At 41.5% G+C, this 21,380-nt stretch carries 17 protein-coding genes and 1 pseudogene; 11 read left to right on the top strand and 7 right to left on the bottom strand.

Annotated elements, in window-relative coordinates; all coding sequences use genetic code 11:
• Nucleotides 1–358: 358 nt before the first annotated feature.
• Complete coding sequence (locus Q4567_RS13400; RefSeq protein WP_216048679.1) at nucleotides 359–1,135, bottom strand: hypothetical protein; 777 nt, start codon at nucleotides 1,133–1,135, stop codon at nucleotides 359–361.
• A gap of 305 nt (nucleotides 1,136–1,440) precedes the next feature.
• Between Q4567_RS13400 and Q4567_RS13395 the strand changes: the two genes are divergently transcribed.
• The 5 genes and pseudogenes from Q4567_RS13395 (at nucleotide 1,441) to Q4567_RS13375 (ending at nucleotide 8,535) form a co-directional block, all read left to right on the top strand.
• On the top strand, nucleotides 1,441–2,418 hold the full coding sequence (locus Q4567_RS13395; RefSeq protein WP_216048678.1) for an LLM class flavin-dependent oxidoreductase: 978 nt from the start codon (nucleotides 1,441–1,443) through the stop codon (nucleotides 2,416–2,418).
• Between the two features lie 41 nt (nucleotides 2,419–2,459).
• Complete coding sequence (locus tag Q4567_RS13390; protein ID WP_216048677.1) at nucleotides 2,460–3,380, top strand: glutaminase; 921 nt, start codon at nucleotides 2,460–2,462, stop codon at nucleotides 3,378–3,380.
• 258 nt (nucleotides 3,381–3,638) lie between these two features.
• Nucleotides 3,639–5,822 (top strand): annotated as a pseudogene (locus Q4567_RS13385) (TonB-dependent receptor family protein).
• A 211-nt stretch (nucleotides 5,823–6,033) separates the two neighbouring features.
• On the top strand, nucleotides 6,034–7,497 hold the full coding sequence (locus Q4567_RS13380; protein WP_303500720.1) for a carbon starvation protein A: 1,464 nt from the start codon (nucleotides 6,034–6,036) through the stop codon (nucleotides 7,495–7,497).
• Nucleotides 7,498–7,641: 144 nt separating this feature from the next.
• Nucleotides 7,642–8,535: a CPBP family intramembrane glutamic endopeptidase gene (locus Q4567_RS13375; RefSeq protein WP_303500719.1), complete on the top strand. Its 894-nt coding sequence runs from the start codon at nucleotides 7,642–7,644 to the stop codon at nucleotides 8,533–8,535.
• A 46-nt stretch (nucleotides 8,536–8,581) separates the two neighbouring features.
• Here the strand turns inward: Q4567_RS13375 and Q4567_RS13370 are convergent, their stop codons facing one another.
• Nucleotides 8,582–10,096, bottom strand: coding sequence for an acetyl-CoA hydrolase/transferase family protein (locus Q4567_RS13370; protein WP_216048673.1), 1,515 nt, complete (start codon nucleotides 10,094–10,096; stop codon nucleotides 8,582–8,584).
• A gap of 343 nt (nucleotides 10,097–10,439) precedes the next feature.
• On the opposite strand from Q4567_RS13370, the gene Q4567_RS13365 reads away from it, so the two are divergent.
• A complete protein-coding gene (locus Q4567_RS13365) occupies nucleotides 10,440–11,132 on the top strand; it encodes a phosphatase PAP2 family protein (RefSeq protein WP_216048672.1) in 693 nt (230 codons plus the stop codon).
• A 105-nt stretch (nucleotides 11,133–11,237) separates the two neighbouring features.
• Here the strand turns inward: Q4567_RS13365 and Q4567_RS13360 are convergent, their stop codons facing one another.
• Entirely contained in the window at nucleotides 11,238–12,617 is a 1,380-nt protein-coding gene (locus tag Q4567_RS13360; RefSeq protein WP_216048671.1) for a 5-methyltetrahydrofolate--homocysteine methyltransferase, read from the bottom strand.
• A gap of 36 nt (nucleotides 12,618–12,653) precedes the next feature.
• Nucleotides 12,654–15,047 (bottom strand): TonB-dependent receptor, encoded by a 2,394-nt coding sequence (locus Q4567_RS13355; RefSeq protein ID WP_303500718.1) that lies wholly within the window; start codon nucleotides 15,045–15,047, stop codon nucleotides 12,654–12,656.
• 211 nt (nucleotides 15,048–15,258) lie between these two features.
• Here Q4567_RS13355 and Q4567_RS13350 point away from each other — a divergent pair, with 211 nt between their 5' ends.
• Together Q4567_RS13350 and Q4567_RS13345 are read left to right on the top strand one after the other, a co-directional pair.
• Nucleotides 15,259–15,756: a Fur family transcriptional regulator gene (locus Q4567_RS13350; protein ID WP_216048669.1), complete on the top strand. Its 498-nt coding sequence runs from the start codon at nucleotides 15,259–15,261 to the stop codon at nucleotides 15,754–15,756.
• Entirely contained in the window at nucleotides 15,753–16,175 is a 423-nt protein-coding gene (locus Q4567_RS13345; RefSeq protein ID WP_303500717.1) for a MerC domain-containing protein, read from the top strand. The genes Q4567_RS13350 and Q4567_RS13345 overlap by 4 nt, the downstream gene beginning before the upstream one ends.
• Before the next feature lie 38 nt (nucleotides 16,176–16,213).
• Here the strand turns inward: Q4567_RS13345 and Q4567_RS13340 are convergent, their stop codons facing one another.
• Together Q4567_RS13340 and Q4567_RS13335 are read right to left on the bottom strand one after the other, a co-directional pair.
• Complete coding sequence (locus Q4567_RS13340; protein ID WP_303500716.1) at nucleotides 16,214–17,233, bottom strand: GTP-binding protein; 1,020 nt, start codon at nucleotides 17,231–17,233, stop codon at nucleotides 16,214–16,216.
• Nucleotides 17,226–18,584 carry an alkaline phosphatase PhoX gene (locus Q4567_RS13335; RefSeq protein ID WP_303500715.1) on the bottom strand — a complete coding sequence of 453 codons (1,359 nt, stop codon included), beginning with the start codon at nucleotides 18,582–18,584 and terminating at the stop codon, nucleotides 17,226–17,228. Before Q4567_RS13335 ends, Q4567_RS13340 begins: the two co-directional genes overlap by 8 nt.
• Nucleotides 18,585–18,892: 308 nt before the next feature.
• Between Q4567_RS13335 and Q4567_RS13330 the strand changes: the two genes are divergently transcribed.
• The 3 genes from Q4567_RS13330 to Q4567_RS13320 all read left to right on the top strand — a co-directional run bounded on the left by Q4567_RS13330 (nucleotide 18,893) and on the right by Q4567_RS13320 (nucleotide 20,640).
• Entirely contained in the window at nucleotides 18,893–19,393 is a 501-nt protein-coding gene (locus Q4567_RS13330) for a DUF2796 domain-containing protein (RefSeq protein WP_216048665.1), read from the top strand.
• 105 nt (nucleotides 19,394–19,498) lie between these two features.
• Entirely contained in the window at nucleotides 19,499–19,912 is a 414-nt protein-coding gene (locus tag Q4567_RS13325; RefSeq protein ID WP_303500712.1) for a MerC domain-containing protein, read from the top strand.
• 53 nt (nucleotides 19,913–19,965) lie between these two features.
• Nucleotides 19,966–20,640, top strand: a complete 675-nt coding sequence (locus Q4567_RS13320) for a DUF1826 domain-containing protein (RefSeq protein WP_252729195.1) — start codon at nucleotides 19,966–19,968, stop codon at nucleotides 20,638–20,640.
• Nucleotides 20,641–20,654: 14 nt separating this feature from the next.
• Here the strand turns inward: Q4567_RS13320 and Q4567_RS13315 are convergent, their stop codons facing one another.
• Nucleotides 20,655–21,329 carry a DUF3299 domain-containing protein gene (locus Q4567_RS13315; protein ID WP_303500710.1) on the bottom strand — a complete coding sequence of 225 codons (675 nt, stop codon included), beginning with the start codon at nucleotides 21,327–21,329 and terminating at the stop codon, nucleotides 20,655–20,657.
• Nucleotides 21,330–21,380 lie beyond the last annotated feature (51 nt).

The following is a 21,380-nucleotide window of genomic DNA, read 5'->3' as shown; positions in this document are numbered from 1 at the left end:
AAAAAGAGTGCCTGTGGTAAGTGACAAAAATTGACACTAATAATCTAACAACGAATGCATTTTTGTTGGATGCCTGATTTTAAGAATCGTTGAAAATGCGAGCGTCACTATAAGGCATTCACCAACTATTTACATCTAGGTTTTATATAATCTTCTTTTTTTTCTGAGACTTATACCGAAGTTAGCATTCACTTCCTCTAGTTATTTGAGACTGAAAATTGGTATTTAGCTGCATCAGTAAATGGCTAAAAGTGAGGGGTTGTCACATAATCAAATATCGATTTATAGCGATAAAAAAAGGGTCAGATTTAAATTCAATCTGACCCTTTTAGACTATTTAAAGAGTGTTTTACCAAGCTTAATTAAACAAACCTTTAAGTTTATCTTTGGCTTTCTCGGTAAGTTTGTCTTTCTCTTCATCAAGTTTTTCTTGCGCTAGTTTTTTGGCTTCTTCTGCTAACTTATTCTTTGCTTCAGATTTCGCTTTAGCAATGATGTTATCAAGCATTGCATTTACTATCGCAACACCAGCTTGGTCGGCAGGTATGCCATTGGGTTGACCAATAGGACCCGCGTTAAAGGTAGGTAAAGTAATCTCATAAGTTTTTTGCTCAATTTTAAAATCTCCCGTGGAGAGTTTTTCAAAATCGAGTTTTAAACGCACATTGCTAACCGTCACATTTTCCACAATTATTAACGGATTGGCACCTGGTTCAGTAGACGCTTGACCTTCTGATTTAGGTAGGTTGGCAGTCAAATTATTTTTAATGACCAGTAAATTTCCTTGGCCTTTTTCATCTACTTCGTACAGTACTTCTGGTGCGTTTATGCTTACAGTTTGAACGACATAAGGTTCACTTAGCACTTCGCCTAAATCTAAAGTAATGTTCTCAACACTAAACGCATCCTCATCACTAAAACCGTCTGGATTTTCAACATCTATATCGCTAATCGTCAAACGACCTTCGCCCAAGGCTAAATCGACTTTGAAAACCGATACCGGTGTGCCAAGATATTTGGAGCCTTGCTGTTCAATCTGAACACGTATAAAGTCCCCCGCACCACTTAACAAATACCAAGCGCCGCCTGCTATAAGCAGGATAATAATTGCAAAAACGATTAGTCCTTTTTTCATTAGTTTCTTCTCATGTATATTTGGTTACGGGTTATTCGCCCTCTAAACAACCACAATATCACCATTCAAATATGGATCAACTGTGAAAACGACTGAAAGCCAACGAAACGATAGCGATTCCTCCCAACAGATTACTTGCTAATTTTATCAACGCCACAGGCTTCCATCTAGCTCTATTGATTTTGCTTATTTTGAATATTATAGACAACGGCTTAGTTCTGCGCTGATATTACCAGTCGCCCCCTTGTAAACGTCTTCTTGCGCCACAATAATCCTAGTACCGATTCAATGACTAGATAATTAACATGATTCCGATTTCGATATTAGATTTGGCCACCATCGGCGAAGACAGAACCGTTTCTGACGCATTAAATATGGCTCGTACAACGGCGGTAGAAGCAGAAAAGCATAACTACAAACGATATTGGTTAGCAGAGCACCACGGAATGAAAAGTGTTGCCAGCTCGGCTACTGCAGTATTACTTGCCAATATTGGTGCAGCCACAAAATCAATTCGAATTGGAAGTGGCGGAGTTATGCTCCCTAACCATGCACCGTTAATCATTGCGGAACAATTTGGTACTTTGGCAGAGCTCTATGGCGATCGTATTGATTTAGGTTTAGGACGTGCGCCGGGAACCGACATGCAAACCCTTATGGCATTGCGACGCCAAGGTGGTTCTGGAGCTGATCAGTACCCACAAAATATTCGTGAGTTACAAAGCTATTTAGGTCCGCAAGCTCAACCTGTATTGGCAGTACCAGGCCAAGATACCAATATTCCTTTATGGTTGCTGGGATCCAGCTTATACAGTGCACAGCTAGCCGCAGAGTTTGGATTGCCTTACGCATTCGCCTCTCATTTTGCTCCTGATCAGTTAATTCAAGCTTTAGAGAGCTACCGAGGTAACTTCAAAGCAACCACTGACAACCCTAAACCCTATGCAATGGCAGGGGTAATGGCTGTGCTGGCGGATACAGAAGAAGAAGCAACTTATTTATATACTTCGGTCCAACAAAAATTTCTGCAGATGCGTACAAGTGCCAACACTCCGTTCCCTAAACCTGTAGACAAAATTCATTGGAGTATTGCTGACATGTACAATGTCGAGCACGTTCTACAATACGCATTAGTTGGAACAAAAGAATCGATAAAAGCAAAGTTGACTGACTTTATTGAAAAAACAGGCATCGACGAATTGATAGTGTCATTTCCGATTCATGATTCCGACGCTCGGTTAAAAAGCCTTAGGTTAATGGCAGAATTGCGAGATAGTATGTAAAGCAAGCAGAAAACGCCAACCGCAAATAATTGGAGATATCTTTGCAAAGTATTGTCGACGAAATTGCCGAACAAATGATGGCCATTGAAGATAAAGGTAAAGTCGCCAGCTACATTCCTCAATTAGCTAAAGTCGACCCTAATCAATTTGCCATCAGCGTGGCCTTAACCAACGGTGAAATTTACCGAGCAGGCTGCGCCGATACTTTATTTTCGATTCAAAGCGTATCCAAAGTTTTCACCTTAACACTGGCACTAGGTAAGTTAGGGGATAATATTTGGCATAGAGTGGGTAGAGAACCCTCAGGTGATCCCTTTAATTCAATCGTACAACTTGAACATGAACACGGTAAACCCCGAAACCCTTTTATCAATGCCGGTGCAATCACTATTGCAGATCTGATTATGCAAGGCCATGAACCTAAGGAAGTGTTAGCCGAAATTTTACATTTTATGCGCTATGTTGCAGATGATGACAGCATCGCTATTGATGAAAAAGTGGCAAAATCTGAATTAGAAACAGGAGCCAGAAATGCATCTCTGGCCTATTTCATGGCTTCATTTGGGCACTTTGAAAACCCTGTTGAACAAGTGCTAGGCACCTATTTCCATCACTGTTCAATTGCTATGAACACCACTCAGCTGGCAAAATCCGGCTTATTTTTAGCCAACAATGGCATTAATCCAATAACCGGCTACACGGTGGTTTCTGCACAACGAGCCAAACGTATCAACGCTTTGATGCTGATGTGCGGCCATTATGATGGCTCAGGTGAATTTGCTTTTCGAGTCGGACTACCAGGCAAGAGTGGTGTAGGCGGCGGTATTCTTGCTGTTGCCCCTGGAAATGCCTCGATTGCCGTTTGGTCACCCGGTCTCGATGATATCGGTAATAGTAAACTCGGTACCATGGCATTGGAACTGCTGGCCAATAAAACCGGCTGGTCTGTCTTTGGAAAATAACCACTGAGCTAAACAATAATGCTGCGAATCACTATTCGTGAGTCGTTGAAAAAACACTAAAAATCATCATTAAAATTGATGCAAGTCCTACTTTTCACTCAATCCTATTATTAATTACAATCATTAGAATATTAAATTACAAATAGCTCTTTGCGTAATCTTGCTTTTGAGATTTGCTTAAGTAAAATGCTCGCCACTATAATGTAAACAAGAATAATTTCTATTTACATTAATATATTCATTGTCTCGGAGCTTTTAATGAACCAGCCAAACACTTTGTGCTTAAGCATAATCGCAAGTGCTTTATTAATTACATTTGATTCGGTTGCAGACGATAACGCTGTAGACACCGAAATCGAGCAAATGCATATTTTTGGTAGTAAGAATCCCATTAACACGGTACCAGGTAGTGCTCACGTAATTAGCCAAATTGAAATCGATAAGTTTAAGTACACAGATATTATGCGGTCTTTAGCCACAGTCCCTGGAGTGTATGTTCAAGAAGAAGATGGTTATGGCCTACGTCCTAATTTAGGAATGCGTGGCACCGGCCAAAACCGTTCTGAAAAAATCACTATCATGGAAGACGGCATATTAGCTGCCCCCGCACCTTATGCATCTCCGGCGGCTTATTACTTCCCGACTTCCGGTCGTATGCAAAGTGTTGAAATATTAAAAGGTAGTTCTACGGTTAAATATGGCCCACGTACCACTGGTGGTGTAATCAATATGCTCTCTCGTGAAATTCCTGAGGCAGCTTTAGCCGGTAAAGTTGATATTGCCGCCGGTCAAGATGGCTTCGGTAAAATACATGCGTATGCAGGTGGTCAAGGTGAACGTGTTGATGCAGTAGGCGAAGTTTACCGTTACCAAGCGGACGGTTTCCGCGATATCAATGGTGTTGGCGGCGACACCGGTTTTGTAAAAAACGATGTTATGACAAAAATTCGTTTCAAATCCAACAAGTCGGCTAAGTATCAACAAATTTTTGAGCTAAAACTGAAATATGCAGATGAAGTATCAGATGAAACCTACATGGGATTAACTGACGAAGACTATGCAACTACACCATTTGTACGTTATTCAGCATCACAAAAAGATCAGATGAACACTGAGCACAAACAGATTCAGTTGAGTCACATGATTGAATTCAATCCAGATGCAGTATTAAGTACAACCGCTTACTTCAATGATTTTCACCGTAATTGGTACAAAGCGTATAGTATTGATGGTAAAAGTCTAAGCAGTGGTGGCATTCAAGCTGCCGCTGATTTTGATCAGGGTCTCAATACCGCACCAATTGAAGTTGGCGTCAAAGCTAACAATCGTGATTATTTATCACAAGGCATTCAGTCTGAACTCAATTATTACACTGAAAATCATGAGCTTGCGTTTGGCGTGCGCTACCATGAAGATGAGATGGATCGTTACCAGTGGGCTGACACATACCAATTAGATACAACCCAAATCATGACTCGTATTTCTAGTGGCGTACCAGGAACAGATTCAAACCGTATTGACAGTGCTGAAGCGTAGGCAATATTTATACAAGACCGTATCACTTTAGGTGATTTTGCAATAACCGCTGGTCTTCGCTTTGAAGATGTCACCACTAAACGCTTAGATTGGGGAAAAACTAATCCGGGTCGCAGCGGGATGGCTGATACAGATATAGAAAACAGCTTTAGCTCGATATTGCCTTCTTTATCGGCAACTTATCAAGTAACCCCCTCTCTGATTGCATTGGCGGGCATGCAAAAAGGGTTTTCACCCGCGGCACCTGGAAATGCCGATGGTCAAGAAGAAGAAAGTTGGAACTACGAAGCGGGTTTTCGTTACAACCAAAATGCATTTAACTCTGAGGCGATTGTATTTATTGGAGATTACAGCAACATGCACGGTAACTGCACTGCAGCTCAGGGTTGTGACGATGACAACATAGGTAGCCAGTACAATGCCGGGGAAGTTGAAGTTAGTGGTTTAGAGTTGAGTTTAGGTTATGAGTTTAACCAAAATAACAGTATAAGCTTCCCGGTAAGACTAGCTTATACCTACACCAGTGCAGAGTTTGGTTCAGACTTCTCATCAGACTTTGAAAGTTGGGATGACGTTCAAAAGGGTGACTCGTTAACCTACTTACCTGATGATCAGTTATATCTTTCTGTTGGTGTACTAGCCGATTCTTGGCAAGTAACACTAGCGGGTCGCTACACGTCAAAAATGCGTACTAAAGCAGGACAAGGTGCTATTCCTGCAAATGAGTTAATTGACGCTAGAACTATTATTGATTTATCGGCTCGTTACTTTATTAATGATGCATCTGAACTTTACTTAACCGTGGATAACCTACTCGACGAAACGTACATAACCACACGAGTGCATGGCTCTGTATTTGCAGGCAAACCACAATCAGCAACCCTTGGTTATACTTATACCTTCTAATTTCGTTGTAAGTTATGCATTGTAAGGGCTAACATGGTTAGCCCTTTTTTTGTTGATTAAATTCTATTAAGCGTGTTTTCCGTTTTCTGTTATGTTCGACTTTGTTATTATCTCCTACTACATTCAACCTATTATAAATTATTAAAAAATGAAGGCGGAGTGCGATCACTGTGCTCTTTTTCAAAAAACCTAAACTGAGATATTCACAGCAATGATCATCTTTTTTATTTGTATTTCTATATTGCTCCTCGGCTACAAACTCTATAGCCCATTTGTTGAAAAACAGGCCGGCATAGATCCCAATATTGCCACTCCGCAAACGCGTTTTAGCGAAGGGGTCGACTATGTTCCTGTTCACCCTGTTCGGGCGTTTTTAATTCAGTTTTTGAATATTGCCGGTGTAGGTCCAATTTTTGGCCCCATCCTTGGTGCGCTATACGGTCCAGTCGCACTGGTTTGGATTGTGTTAGGTAATGTTTTAGGTGGTGCCGTTCACGACTATTTCTCTGGAGTGATGAGCATAAAGGAAGATGGCAAAAGCTTACCGGAAATCGCGGGGCACTACTTCAACATAGTATTTAAAGGTTTAATGCTTATTTTCACCGCTATGTTACTGTTTTTTGTTGGCGTGGTTTTTATCATGAGCCCAGCAGGTTTATTGAGTAACCTAGACGCTTTCCAAGATACCTTTTTGGCCAATAATACCTTTTGGGTACTAGTAATCCTAGGCTATTACTTTCTCGCCACACTTTTGCCTATTGATAAGATCATTACCAAGTTTTACCCCATATTTGGATTATTAATGATCGTTATGACGTCTACGATTGCCATTGCGTTGTTAATCGATGCTCCCCATCTACCTATCGCTGGCGACTTCTTAGCTTATTTTGAAGCTGACCATGCTCACGACTTTTTAGCCCCTAACCCCGAAGGTTTGCCCACTTGGCCATTATTGTTTGTGACTATAACTTGTGGTGCTATCAGTGGCTTTCACTCGACACAAGCACCCATTATGGCCCGCTGTTTAACCAATGAAAAATACGTAAGACCTGTCTATTACGGCGCTATGATGTGTGAAGGCATTGTTGCTTGTGTATGGGCGTTAGCAGGTATTGCCGCTTTCCCGGAAGGCTATGCGGGTCTCAAAGCTATGCTGGATGCGGGTGGTCCAGGATTGGTGGTTAACCACATTGCAAATAGCTACTTAGGCGTATTTGGCGGTATTATGGCCATTGTTGCAGTGGCGGTGTTCCCGATTACATCGGGTGATACAGCGTTTCGCTCGTTGCGCCTAACCATTGTTGATGCGTTTAATATTCCTCAGAGCATTCGCAATCGTCTGTTACTTGCTGTGCCTATTTTGGCTATTGCTTACTTTATGACGAAACTCGATTTCACCGTAATTTGGCGTTATTTTGCGTTCTCAAATATGTTGTTGTCTACCAGCGTGTTGTGGCTGGCCACGAAATATTTGTTCGACAGAGGCACATTTCATTGGATCGCCAGTATTCCTGCTGTGATCACCACTGGAGTCACTATTTCTTACATCATGACAGCCGCAATTGGGTTTAATTTGTCTGCTGATTTGGGACGCCCAATAGGCGCTGGAGTGGTGCTAGTTGGCTTTATTTTATTGGTGTTTATGCACAATAAATACAAAGCTGTTAAAGGATAACTAAACAATAAAACGATATTGCCGGCAAATTTAGAATAAAGTAGGAGGAGATGGAACTCGTCACTGTTACCGTAAAAGAGATAAAAGAGTTTTATTCGTTAGTTTCAACTTAACCTAGCTCCATATACTCTGAAGGGATTTAAATTGCACACAAACAAGCTTTATTCTGATGTCGAGGCCAACGGATGGATCCCATGGGCAGCACTTTGTCCAATTATTGGTGCAGTATTTGTGATTGGCTCAGTATTGCCTTTCCACCTACTTCTTACCAGCTTGGGCTTTATGACCGATGAAGGTGACTTCGCTGGCACATATGGACTGTTACTTTTTCTACTTTTACCCTTCGCCCTTATGATCGCGATTGTTAGCCTGTGGACGTGTTATGTTGAGAAACGTCCGCTAGTTAGTATTGGCTTATCTATCCAAGAGGCAACCACTACCTTCCCTCGATACCTATTTTTTGGGATTGCCATGAGCGGCACAATCGTTTTTTTAATCGCGCTGGCAGGCGGTTATCAGTTAGATGCGATTTTCCCGGCGTGGTCTTCAACATCCGAACTAGGGATGATATTCCTATTGCTGATTGGCTTTTGTATACAATCAAGTGCTGAAGAGCTGTTATTTAGGGGCTGGTTACTCTCTGCTATTACCCGCAAGTCTAACCTTCTGATCGGCATTACATTGTCATCATTGCTATTTACCTTACTGCACTTTGATTCAAGTGTTGCTTGGTATGTCGCGGTGGGCTCCTTCCTGTTTTCCGTATTTGCCTGCTCATTGGTCCTCTATACAAACAATATATGGTCGGCAATGGGTTGGCATGCTGGTTGGAATTGGTTTTTCGGATGTGGTTTTGAGATCCCAATTACAGGCGTAGATGTGGATGCTGCAGCGTTAATTATTCGCTTAATTCCAACCTCTGAAGTGTGGTTAAATGGTGGCGCTGGCGGGCCTGAAAACGGCATTATTAACCTTATAATATTAGCCATTGGAATAGGTGTTTTTCAATGGCTGAGATTACGCCGAGCTAAAACCTAAAAAACCTCAATAAAGAGGTTTTTAGGTTAACGTCACAAACTAGTTGTTACATGTGACCTTCATTTTCAAAACGTTCGTGCCAGCTAAGGGCTTCGCTTAGTAAATGCGGAGTATGCATGCCTCTGCCTGAATGTAATGCTCTTTCATAATAATCTTGCAGCGCAGGACGATAACTAGGATCAGCACAATTGTTGATTATCTCTCTGGCCCGTTGACGCGGCGATAGCCCACGTAAATCTGCTAAACCGTGCTCTGTCACTATTACTTTCACATCATGTTCAGTGTGATCCACATGAGATACCATAGGCACGATAGATGAAATAGCACCATCTTTTGCAATAGATGGAGACACGAAAATAGATAGATAACCGTTACGAGCAAAATCTCCGGAGCCACCGATACCGTTCATCATTCGAGTGCCCATGATGTGGGTAGAATTCACGTTACCGTAAATATCCGCTTCGATCATGCCGTTCATTGCAATTATACCTAAACGTCGCGCCAATTCTGGATTGTTACTGATATCCTGTTGACGCAGAATAATTTTGTCGTGGTACAAATCGATATTGTCATCAAACTCTTTAAGGCCCTCTGGACTCAACGAGAATGCCGTTGCTGAGGCAACACTCAAAGTGCCGGATTTGAGCATTTTCAACATACCATCTTGAATCACTTCAGTGAATGCCGATAGGTTTTTAAACGGACCCGCATCTAAACCTTCTAAAACAGCATTAGGGATGTTTCCTACACCAGATTGAATAGGTAACAGTTCTTTTGGCAAACGACCTACTTCAATTTCCCGTTGGAAAAAATCAAGAATATGCTGAGCAATTTTCTGCGAAACCTCATCAGGTTGTTTAAACGGAGAATTTCGATCTTCCGCATGGGTTTCAACTACCGCAATCACTTTATCAGGAGGGCATTCAAAGTAGAACTCGCCAATACGGTCAGCAGGATCGGTAAGCATAATAGGTTTGCGGTTAGGCGGTAATGCCGTGCCATAATAAATATCATGCATGCCCTCAAGCTTAATATTTTGTTTGCTATTCACTTCCAGAATGATTTTATCGGCCTGTTCTATCCAGGTTTTATTGTTACCAATGGACGAGGATGGAATTAGCTTACCGTCTTCGCGTATTCCAGCAACTTCAATAAGGGCAATATTCATTTTGCCTAAAAAGCCAGACCAAGCATATTGTGACACTTCTGAAAGATGCAAATCGACATAGTCCATAGTGCCGTTGTTAATTCTATCGCGACAAATAGGATCACTTTGGAATGGCAGTCTCATTTCGATACCATCGACTTCGGCTAAAACACCATCAAGCTCAGGAGCTGTCGATGCGCCTGTCCAAAGGCTAATACGGAATGGATCATTGCCCTCTGCATTTAAGCGTTTGATACGTTCGGCTAACGCCTTCGGTACTGCTTTTGGATAACCTGCCCCTGTAAACCCACTCATGCCGATATTAGCACCTGCGGGTATCAATTCAGCGGCTTGTTCTGCACTCATAACTCGCTCTTTAAGTGTCGGACAAAGAATTCTAGAAGTTGCTGACATTATTGCTTCTCTCTTGCAGTAAATTATATCGGTTAATGTGCATATCAGAATACCAATAAAACGCCTCAAATTAACTCGTCCGAGATTAAAACGGATCTACGACTTTAGTCTTACTGGACAAAAAAGATAAATAAAAACAACAACTTAATATAATTGAAATGAACAGAGCAATAGCCTAGTGAAGTTTATATACGAAAGTCGTTTTTATAAATTTGTTAATACTGTCACCACTTAAGTTAACCAAAAGTTAATGTGATGTTTGTAGTGATGATTAGGCTGGTGAGTTTGTTCATTGCCATCTAATATAGAATGATAAAAATTACGCTATTTAGGGAGACAATTAGTGCTAAAAACAGTGGTAGAAAAACCCTATATTAAGCAGTTTATGTTGCTTTTTTTATTTGCCGTGATTATTTGGGCGTTTTACGAATTAGCTGGGTTTGCGGTGTTAGGTGGTACACCGCAGATAGATCAGAATATTATTCTAGCATTTCGTGATGCTAATGACCTTTCAGACCCCATTGGTCCTAAGTGGGTAGAAGAGATGATGAGGGACATTACTGCCTTAGGTGGGGTAGCAGTGCTAACCAGTTTCACCTTGTTTGTCACTCTTTTCTTACTCATCGAAAATAAACCCAAAATTGCAGCGCTATTAGTGTTAACCATTGTTTCAGGAATGTTGGTTAGCTTTTCATTGAAGTTTGGCATTACTCGCCCTCGCCCAGATTTAGTCCCTCATGGCAGTTATGTGTATACCAGCAGTTTTCCTAGCGGGCATGCCATGCTATCAGCCTTAGTTTATTTTACCTTAGCCGGAATGCTGTCGTATTTGCCGGTGCGCAAACGGGTCAAAACCTACTTCTATGTGATCGCGATTATATTAACCTTATCAATTGGTGTGAGCCGAGTTTACCTAGGCGTGCATTGGCCTACTGATGTAGTCGCGGGTTGGTTGATGGGTGTTGGCTGGGCGCTGTTGACACTAGTGGTAACACGCTTTTTAAGAATGAAAGGACACTTATCATCGAATCAGTAATAGCTCGAACTGTGGATATAATACGAATGATTTTTAGCCAATAAACATAACCATGGGAGGATCAAAGTCCTCTCCATGGCTAACTAAGTCGACAACAATCAATAACTAGTGATCGTGCGCTTCTTCGGCGATACCCAACCATTCAATACTGGAAGCGGCAAAGCCTAGTTCAATATCACTCACAACTTCGATAGTTTCCAAATCAATTTGCAAAACGTGTTGAGCAATGGGGTCAGATACATACACATAGTTTCCATTTTGTGCCATTGTCATACTGAAATTGATGCCATCAGGCATATCGGCAATATCTTCATCCGAGATATCAAGGCTTTGCTCAAGCTCCCAATGGGTTTCGCCATCATGGTCGTGAGCACTAAGGATATTCAAATAACCTTGGCTGTCCAACACCAAAAACATATCCCCTTCATAGGAAAACCCGTAAGCAACCGGACTGGCATCGCTTTCTGGTTGCCATTCAAGGGCTTCCATTTCACTGTCTGCAGGGGCAATTTTAATTAAAATTGCCTCACCAGCATCGTGGCCTGAAGCGATACCGATAAAAGTATCATTCTCTTCATGACCATAAATAGTGCCGATTCTCAAACCGTCCAACACATCAATATTGGCAATTTTTTCAGCTTCGTATTCATCATCATGTGCGTGCGCGGCCAATATACCGTCACTGCATCCAAACACAGCGTAGCTTTCATTTATAGCGCTGCCATGCAAATCTGGACAAAGTACATCAAGCACCTGCTCTTGTTCATATTCATCATCATGCAAATGATACAAAGCAACTTGGTCAGGTAATATTTTAGCCGCCGAGGTACTTTCTGCGTCATCACGACGCACAGTTGCCAATAAATACTCTCCTTTAGGTTCAACTGCACCATGCATGTTTATATCATAGCTCAGAGTCGGCAGTAGGCTTGTCTCACCACTGATATCGGTATCCGTTGCAACCTGTATAGAAGCTGGTGTATTGGAGTCTGCATCGCCATCAAAGAAAATTGCCATCTGGCCATCATGATTAATAATATGGGTAGGTCGACTGCCAATGATTTGATAGTCACTCATCGCCGGACCTTGTTGGTAATCATGTAAATGCTCGCCATGATCCTCACGCCACATACCGCTATCGATAAAACCGACATAATCATCAGAACGACTAGCAATTACGGCATAACGATAGTCAGCAGAGGAAGTTAGAGTGCTCGACGAATAGGTTAATGAAAACGAATCTAACTCATCCCCATCATCTAAATCGTATATGGCAGCATTGCTATCAGAAGATAACACTGCCAATCGGCCCATTGATTCAATTAGGTATTCGTCATCACTGTGATCATGCTCATCTTCCGTTGAATCATCAACTTCTTCAATCGACTCTTTTTCAATAATGGTCGTTTCTGCATCACCGCAGCCGGTTAACAGTAGCGCGCTGATTGTCGCAGCGAGTAAAGAAAGTTTGCGTGTGGTTGTCATTGTTTATTCCTTATTGTGTGAAAAGTGATTATCGAATTAGAAATTGCCTCTTATGCCCACGGCGAAACTACGTCCTGGGCGAGGGGCGATATCTTTAATAAATGAGGTATGTACTCGCGCTTCGGTATCGGTCAAATTTGTGCCTTTCAGATACACAGTGACGTCTTGATTCGACACAGGTATATCGTAAGCAACACTTGCATCAACCATGGTGTAACCATCGGTAGTGGTTTCATCCGTTGAAACATGGTTTTGGCTTTGATAGCGGGTCACATCTAAGTGGGCAGTTAGGCTGTCATCGACGTAGGCGAATTGCGTGCCGTAACGAAGTGGTGAAGTACGGGGTAAATTGCCACCGTCTTTTAATCGCGCGCGAACAAAGTCAGAGAACACAGTGGCTTTAAACGTATCGGTTGCCTGCCATGCTATTTGCACTTCAAAACCATTTAAGACTACGTCATCGGTTTCAAATATATATACTGGTAACTCGTCAGTATGCTCTTCTTCTTCCGCATCATGATCGTGTTCTTCTTCATCATGGTCATGACTACTTTCAACATAAAGACCGGTATTGGTTTGATAATAGTAATTGTCTACTTGGTTATAAAAAGCATTGAATACGAATGCCACATCACCTTGAGTCTTACGCAGTGTCAAATCAATGTTATTGGCAGTTTCAAGGTCAATGGTTTCACCAGAGAGCCCAATTTCTTCATCGTCTAGCGCAAATAAAGCGCCCACTTCATAGCTATTGGTGCCTATATGTGCGCCAAAAGACAGCAGCTCTGCAGCTGAAGGTGCACGCTCTGAACGTGAAACAGAAAGGCCAATATTATAACCAGGGGTGAAGTCCCAAACTAAACCAGCAGACACACTAACTGGCGTAAACTTATGAGCAACATCGAAAACCCGTGTGGCGGTTTCTTCATCGCCATGATCGTGATCATGTTCATCTTCTTCTTCGTCGTGCCCGTGAGCTTCAAGAACAGGAAGTAAAACGTTATCGGCATCAATGGTGACACGCTCTATTCGAGCACCAAATTGTAATAACACATCTGCGAAGTGTTTTTCTTCCATAACAGCTAATGCAATGGTCTCAGACTTCGAAGGGGGAGTGAAAGCCTCTTCACCGACAGCTGAAACTTCGCTATTTTTATAATGAAAGCTGATACCACCATTCCAATCAACGAATGGGTTATGCATCACGTCTACTTTGAGCTCATGTGTATCATTTTCGAATAAGGTACCCACCTCGCCATTTTCTATCTCGGCATGCTCGTAGTCAGTAAATGCACCTCTAAGGTTAACTTTATTGATCCACTGTGATTGCACATTTAATTCGCCGAGCAATTGCACCCGTGTTTGTTCTAGATCGGCAAACACACTGACGTCACCATCATGTGAATGGCCGGGCACACCGTATTCACGGTTAAATTGCTCAACCGCAACGCCTACATAACCATCATCTAAGAGATAACTCGCGCCTAGAGTGAAACCATTTGATTTTTCAGCGCTGTTTTCCACAACATAATCACCACCCTCTTCTTCTTCATGATCATGTTCATCTTCTTCGATCTCAGCTTCTACAGGCACTTCGTAATCATTAGATTCATGCCAATAACCATCGGCGTAAAAACCAAACGACTCATACCCTGTGGTGAGATTAAAGCTCGCGAGCTTTTTATCATCAGCGGAATTGCTTTCAAGCAACCATTCACCTTGCGTGGAATTGTCAGTGGGAACACGTCCATCAACCACATTGACGACACCTCCAATTGCACCACTACCGTAAAATAAGGTGGCAGGTCCACGCAGGACTTCAATTTGTTGCGAAGTAGAAGCTTCAGTGGCCACTGAATGGTCAGGACCCACTCTGGATACATCACTTACGTCTAAACCATTTTGTGCAATTAGTACCCGAGGCCCACTCAAGCCTCGAATAATCGGGGTACTGGCAACATTACCGTGAAAGTTCGATTGAACACCTGGCAGTTTCTCTAAGGTATCACCTAAGGTGGAAGCTTGTTGACGACGCAATGTTTCACCTGAAAGCACGCTTATCGGAGAGGCTGATTCCATCACCGACATATGGATGGGAGTCGCAACTACGTCAATAACCTCAATAGGTGAACGAATTAAAGTTAACGCCAATTCTGTAACTTCATCTGCATTCAAAACGATGTCTTGATGAAGGTGAGCAAAACCGGAAGCTGAGATATGAAATTCATTAACTCCTGCTCTCAAATCGTTAATTACAAAATATCCGTCGCTATCGGTATGGGTTTTGGCGTTTGTTCCTTCAACCTTAACAAGGGCACCAGAAACGGCCTTCCCATCACTATTTTTAACCACCCCTTCGATAGATTGCGCCATGACGCTCGCAGGTATGAGCGCACTAACAAGTGCCACAATTCTCGATATTTTATACATCTCACTCTCCAATGTTATGTTATACTGTTTCAATCAATTCGGTTATGTTATAATGTATCAAAAGCAAAGGCAATCCTATAAATTGGAAAAAATATTAGTGCGGAAATTTGCATAGACAGACGCAAACGAGCGTATTTCAACTAAACCTGCCCTTGTGGCTAATTTAGAAATAACTGTCTCAAACTGCGAAAAGTCGGTAGGGAAAAAGACTATGAAGTCTAGTGAAACAAAAAATTTGATTTCAATAGCTAGGTTAATTTGTGAAGAATCGGGTAGTAAGCTAACGGAAAAACGCCAGCATGTATTAGAAGTGTTATTCCAACTAAACACGCCGGTATCCGCTTACGAATTAACAGATCACTATAACTCTATAATCGGCGCACCGATTACCGCAATGTCGGTTTATCGTATATTGGAATTTTTAGAAGCTGCGAAGCTAGTTCATCGCCTTAATTCGATTAACAAATACATCATTTGTGCCCCTACTTTTGGTCCGTGGAAGCACCAACCTCCACTTTTTTTGATTTGTAAATCTTGTCAGAGCATAAAAAAAATCGAATTGGCGAATGACCTGATTAAAACATTGTCTGAACAAGCGAAAAGTGCTGGCTTTCCGATTTTAGGTTCACAAATTGAACTAAATAGCATTTGCAACGATTGCTCTTCACAGAAGCACAAAAAGAATTCATCTGGGGGTCTATCTATATGACTAAGATTCAACAAATAAGCGATAAAGTAGCGGTGGGGTTATCTCTCCTATGTGTAGTTCACTGTCTTTTTTTCCCTATTTTACTCATTATCATGCCTCCGCTTTCTGGCTTATTTGCCATCAATGACGCGCTATTCCACCGTTGGTTGCTCTTTGCGGTAGTGCCAATTAGTGTCATCGCTTTGATTATGGGTTATTTCCATCATCGCAGCGGAAGAGTCTTTTTGCTCGCTTCATTAGGGCTAACACTATTAATTGTGACAGCACTGCTGAGCCATGACTTACTCGGTAACTATGCTGAAGTTGCTTTAACCGTATTGGGTTCGAGCATTATCGCCTTTGCCCATATAAGAAACTATCAGTTGCAGAGAATGAATAAACAACCAGAACCTCATACATCGGAAGACAAGGCGAATTAATTAAAAAGCAATCAAACAGTGAAACTTAAGATACAGCATTAACTAAAAGTGTTAGAACAAACCGAATTTAAACCTAACGAGGTTTCTAATATTTTGCTAGTTTGCTCGGCGAGTTGCTTATCTTGGGTTAAAAATTCAATGCGCGAATCTTTGGCACTGTCGATTTCGGTGATCCGTAAAACACCGTCACTATAGTTACACCCCAAAGCACCTTGTTGGGTAATAAAAACGGCTTTTAAACGTTCCACGTCTAAGCCGCTTAACGTATCCATAATTTGTTGATAATCGAAGACGACTGAATGGGCACAAATCCAACCACACGAAAAATATCCTTCACCACTATTTTCAACTTTAATTGAGCCTACTTTAGGTGTGTCAAACGAGGGAGTCAAAATAGAATGTGCAGGATGATTATGCTGATGAACGTAGATGTTCTCTACATGTCGAGACCTATTGTACAGTAGTATAGGGTCAATAATGCCATTGTCAGAATATACAATTGGAGTGGTGGAAACACCAATTTCTGATAAATAACTAGCCAATAAAGATTGAGATTCGTGATCATAAAGATCCGACTTGGTTGCCACTATATAATCAGCAGTCTGTAGTTGCTCTTGGAACGTCTTGTGTGCACGCCAACGCTGATCCAGAATTCGGCGCGCATCGATTAAACCTAGAGTTGCATGTACGTCCAGCACGTCTCGATAATCTGCACAAGTAAGCGTGGCTAACACTTCTTTTGGATGACCGAGGCCCGTAGGCTCAATCAGTAAACGATGTGGTTTGGCTTTGGCCAGCAATACATTCAACGCTATTTTCATCGGCACTCCTGACGTGCAACACATGCAGCCACCAGGTACTTCTTTGATAAATACACCATTTTTTTCAGGACTGGTTAAAAGTGCCCCGTCGACACCCACTTCACCAAATTCATTAACTAACACCGCCCATCGTTGCTCTTTAGGTTTTTGTTTTAGTAAAGACTGAATAAGTGTGGTTTTTCCAACACCTAAAGCGCCTGTTATTATGTTAGTGGGTAGGTATTCGATTTTATGCATTAAGTGACGCCCAAGGACCACTTATAGCCAACGTGGTAGTAGGAGAATATAAATTTACAAATAACACTGAACCATCATCTGAAAAACAAGCTCCAGCGGGCTCGGTCTGCCAACGCACCTTAGCAACGTCGTAGACTTTACCTGAGGGAGTAACCCCTTTTAGGTGATTATTAACCGTGTCTGAGTATTGATCTTCACACACAATTAAATGGCCGCTAGGTGCGACTGTTATATTGTCTCCAAAATTAAAAGTGACTTTGTCTAAACTTTCCACAAACAATGTCAAAGTGCCTGTTTGCTGGTCTTGTTTAAGTGAAGGTTTATAACGCATAATTTGTCCAAGCTTTGCCTTGCCGCCACTGGTGCAACAAAAGTACATTTCATCTGTTCCAAAATGAATACCTTCACCGCGAGCAAATAGAGCAGCGCCTTTTGCAAACCCGCGTATCCGTAAATCATCATCTGGGCTATCCACATTATCCAGATCTATCCATTCACAAGCATAAGGTTGATTAACCTGCATGCGCGATTCTTGCCAGTTACGGGTATCAAATTTAGACTCTCCTCGAACTACCAAAGCTTGTAATTGACCTCCCGCTTTTAAATCTCCTTTTTGATTTGGTATATATCGATAGAAAAGACTATCTGGGCGGTCTTCTGTTAAATAAACAATTCCACTTATAGGATCCACACATGCTGCTTCATGATTAAACCTCCCCATGGCTTTTATCGGATCTGGTTTAACCAATTGTCTTGCTTGAGACGGCACTTCAAACACGTAACCATGATTTTTGTTAATTTTAGCAGATGCAGTGGCAACGGATTCTTCACAGGTTAACCAGCTTCCCCAAGGAGTAATACCACCAGAACAATTTCGGATAGTTCCAAGCAACGACATACACTGGTATTCAACTTGGTGTGTTTTAAGGTTGTATACAATATTACTGGTGCCACCTGGCAACGGATTGCCCGATGAATCGGTATCATAAACGGCTGCCGAATCTACGCTTGTACGAGCCTGCCCGGTTGTGCCGTTAGAAGGAGAGAGTTCATGATTGCGAACTAACACTACACGTTCCTCATCCACCATAAAACACCCCATGCCATCGGCACGATCAGGCACAGTTAAGCCGTCATTCATAACCTCGCCCAATTGTGAAATCGCTCGATAACTAAATCCCGGCGGCAAATCAATTATGCCTTTAGGATCTGGAACCAAACCGCCTAGAGAATTGCTACCGCTAGCCACATCAGTTAAATAACGAGTTAACTCACCACCGTGTAAATGAGTAGCAAGACCACCAAATGCCATGGCTACAAAACCTTGATTAAACTGTCTTCGGGTAAGCATAAAAATTCCTATTATATTGGTGAGTATTATTCTGTATTGGGTTTATTCAAACACCAAAATATTGCATAAACATGTACACAACCTTAATTGTGCTAAGTCTAGCTATTGTGCAGCATAAAGTGTGTTTCACTTTGCTGACAGATTGTTATCTCAGCATCAGTCATAATATTTATTGACAAAAAGCCCCGAAGAGCACTAAACAACAAAGCAAAATGTTGATACGTTATACTATATCAATTAATAAAGTGATGTTATATTATCTCAACAATAACCAAACTAACAACCTTTAATCGAGATGGGGGGGAGAGATGAAATTATCCATTTTAGGAGTCCTTATACTAGCTAGCTGGGCTTGTAATGTGCAATCTCAACACCATGTCCATGGACAAGGCAGCGTTTTTATTGTTCAGGAAAATGAGCTCTGGCAAGTACAGTTTTTACTACCCGCCTCAGACATATTGGGTTTTGAACATAGCCCTGAAAATAAACATCAGCAGTATTTAGTTGACCAGTTTGAGAAAAAACGAACAGACTTTAACAATCTTGTTCAGTTTGATTCAACGTGTGTTCAGCGTAACGATTCACAAAGTGCTTTGGCATCCACTGGACAGGATGAGAGTCCAACTAAGCAACATCACGATCTAGAATTTATTTACTTACTCGAATGCGAGCAAGCCATATCAGAAATGACTTTTCCGATTCTACAGCAATACCACAATCTAAAAAGTTTACACGTTCAATGGAGCACGCAATTGGGTCAGGGTTCGAAGCTGATAACTGCAAGTGCACCTCAATTGCAATGGCGTTAAACATGAACCTTTTAAAGCCATCCAGCTTAAACTCGAATACATCTATTTTTACTTAGTATTAGAGTGCGATAACAAACACCTTTAAAAATAAAATCAGGTACTAATATGATGTTAAAAAAACTGTTAACTTTTGCTGACCGCTCTGCAATTACAATATCGACTTTATGTGTTGTTCATTGCCTACTGTCACCGATAATTTTAATTGCGCTACCGACTTTGACGAGTTTCGCGATTGTTGATGATGAACACTTTCACATTTGGCTACTTTATGCAGTGGTTCCCATCAGTGTATTTGCCATTGCATTTGGTTATGTGCACCAACGTAGTTTGTCTGTTCTAGTCACAGCATTAATAGGAATAACCATATTAATCCTTGCAGCTGTGCTTGGACACGATGTTTTCGGTGAGACCGGTGAAGTGATTGCTTCTGTTACTGGCGCAGCGTTAATCGGTTTTGGTCACATTAAGAATTTAAGTCTTAGGAAGTCGAATTATCAACCTTACCAAGCAACCTCTTAAATGAATTATAAACTCGATTGATTATCCTAAAATAAGTAAAGGTAGAACTTTCTATGTCAACAGCGAGAGCCTTAGAACCAGAACTAATAAATCCCTTAATTCGGCGTTCAGTGTCCTCACAAGACATCAACACTTTGACCGACATTTATGCTCAAGATGTCAACATTGCAATCTGGAAACGGTGCTTATCCGAGGCGGTAATCACAGATGTGGAAAATCTATTAGATACAGCGACATCCTTAAATACATCTGCATTCATCCGAGCTAAAGATATTAAAGGCGATATTTGTGACGGATTAAAATCTACAGAAATTGGCAATGCATTTTTAGACTGTACAACTGAATTAGTAGATATATTCTGCACATTATTTGAACTTGATGAAGTAGGTTTGCGTTTACGTTTAATTGATTCGCCTATGTGCCCTCGCTTTCACGTTGATCGCGTTCCTTGCAGATTAGTAACCACCTTTGCAGGGCCGGGCACTCAATGGTTAGAGCATAACAAGGTAGAAAGGGATAAATTAGGCCATGGTAGTAAAGGCTTAGAGGATGAAGTTTCAGGTCTTTTCCGTCATCAAGCAGATATACAAACCATCGAAACTGGTGATGTTGCCCTTCTCAAAGGTGAAGCATGGATTGGCAATCAGTCAGCGGGAATAGTCCATCGCTCCCCGCCGTATAACGGAGGCCAAAAACGTCTACTTATGACTTTAGATTTTTTACCTTGACTCAACTTAGCAGATTAGTGATTACGAAAATCATCAGGTTGGCCGTTAAAAGCGACAATAGAAATGACATTTAGTGTGTATGCTGAAGTTCCCATAGGATCCTCAAATAATCCAATTTTAATTTGCCCCGTCAGGGTATAAGCTCGATTCAGTTCTAAGTGCGCAAAGCCTGCATCTAATCGGGCAAAAATAATCTGGTTTGGTGGTGGTGCGGGGTAATGCAAACAAGCCCCAAAGTATGGAACTAGAAACATGTTCTTCACCGTTTTGTCAGGATGAAAATCGATCGGAACGATGAAACCCGATATAGCGACCATGTGATTTTCGAAAGTATTTACCGTGTTAATCGATTGCAGAGCTGCTTTGTATTCAGGATCCGTCGCAGCTTCGATTGAAAGTAATATTTGCGACTTCATATCAATATTTTTATCTGGTTTATTTGCCTGATACCGGGCAATCACATCCAGTTCATTTTCAGGCAAAAGTGATGCCCAATCTAAGGGCATCACTTTAGCTTTTTGGTAATGTTCTTGAAGCAGTTTATTAGATGTGAAATACAGTTGGGGCGTTGTAAAAAATACATTCTTCACGGATGGCCAAGAATCAGCACCCAAACGCCCAACCAATAGTCCCAAACCGGCACAAAACAATATGCTAATTGCAAATTTACGATGGGCAAATACTGACATTTTCAAGACTGTTTTAACTGCGATATCACATACAAGATACTTTAGTTTTCA

It is taken from the genome of Aliiglaciecola sp. 2_MG-2023 (assembly GCF_030548145.1).
In the GTDB taxonomy this organism is placed as follows: domain Bacteria; phylum Pseudomonadota; class Gammaproteobacteria; order Enterobacterales; family Alteromonadaceae; genus Aliiglaciecola; species Aliiglaciecola lipolytica_A.
The sequence above is the reverse complement of the archived record's forward strand: the minus strand, read 5'-3'. Positions and strand labels throughout refer to the sequence as shown.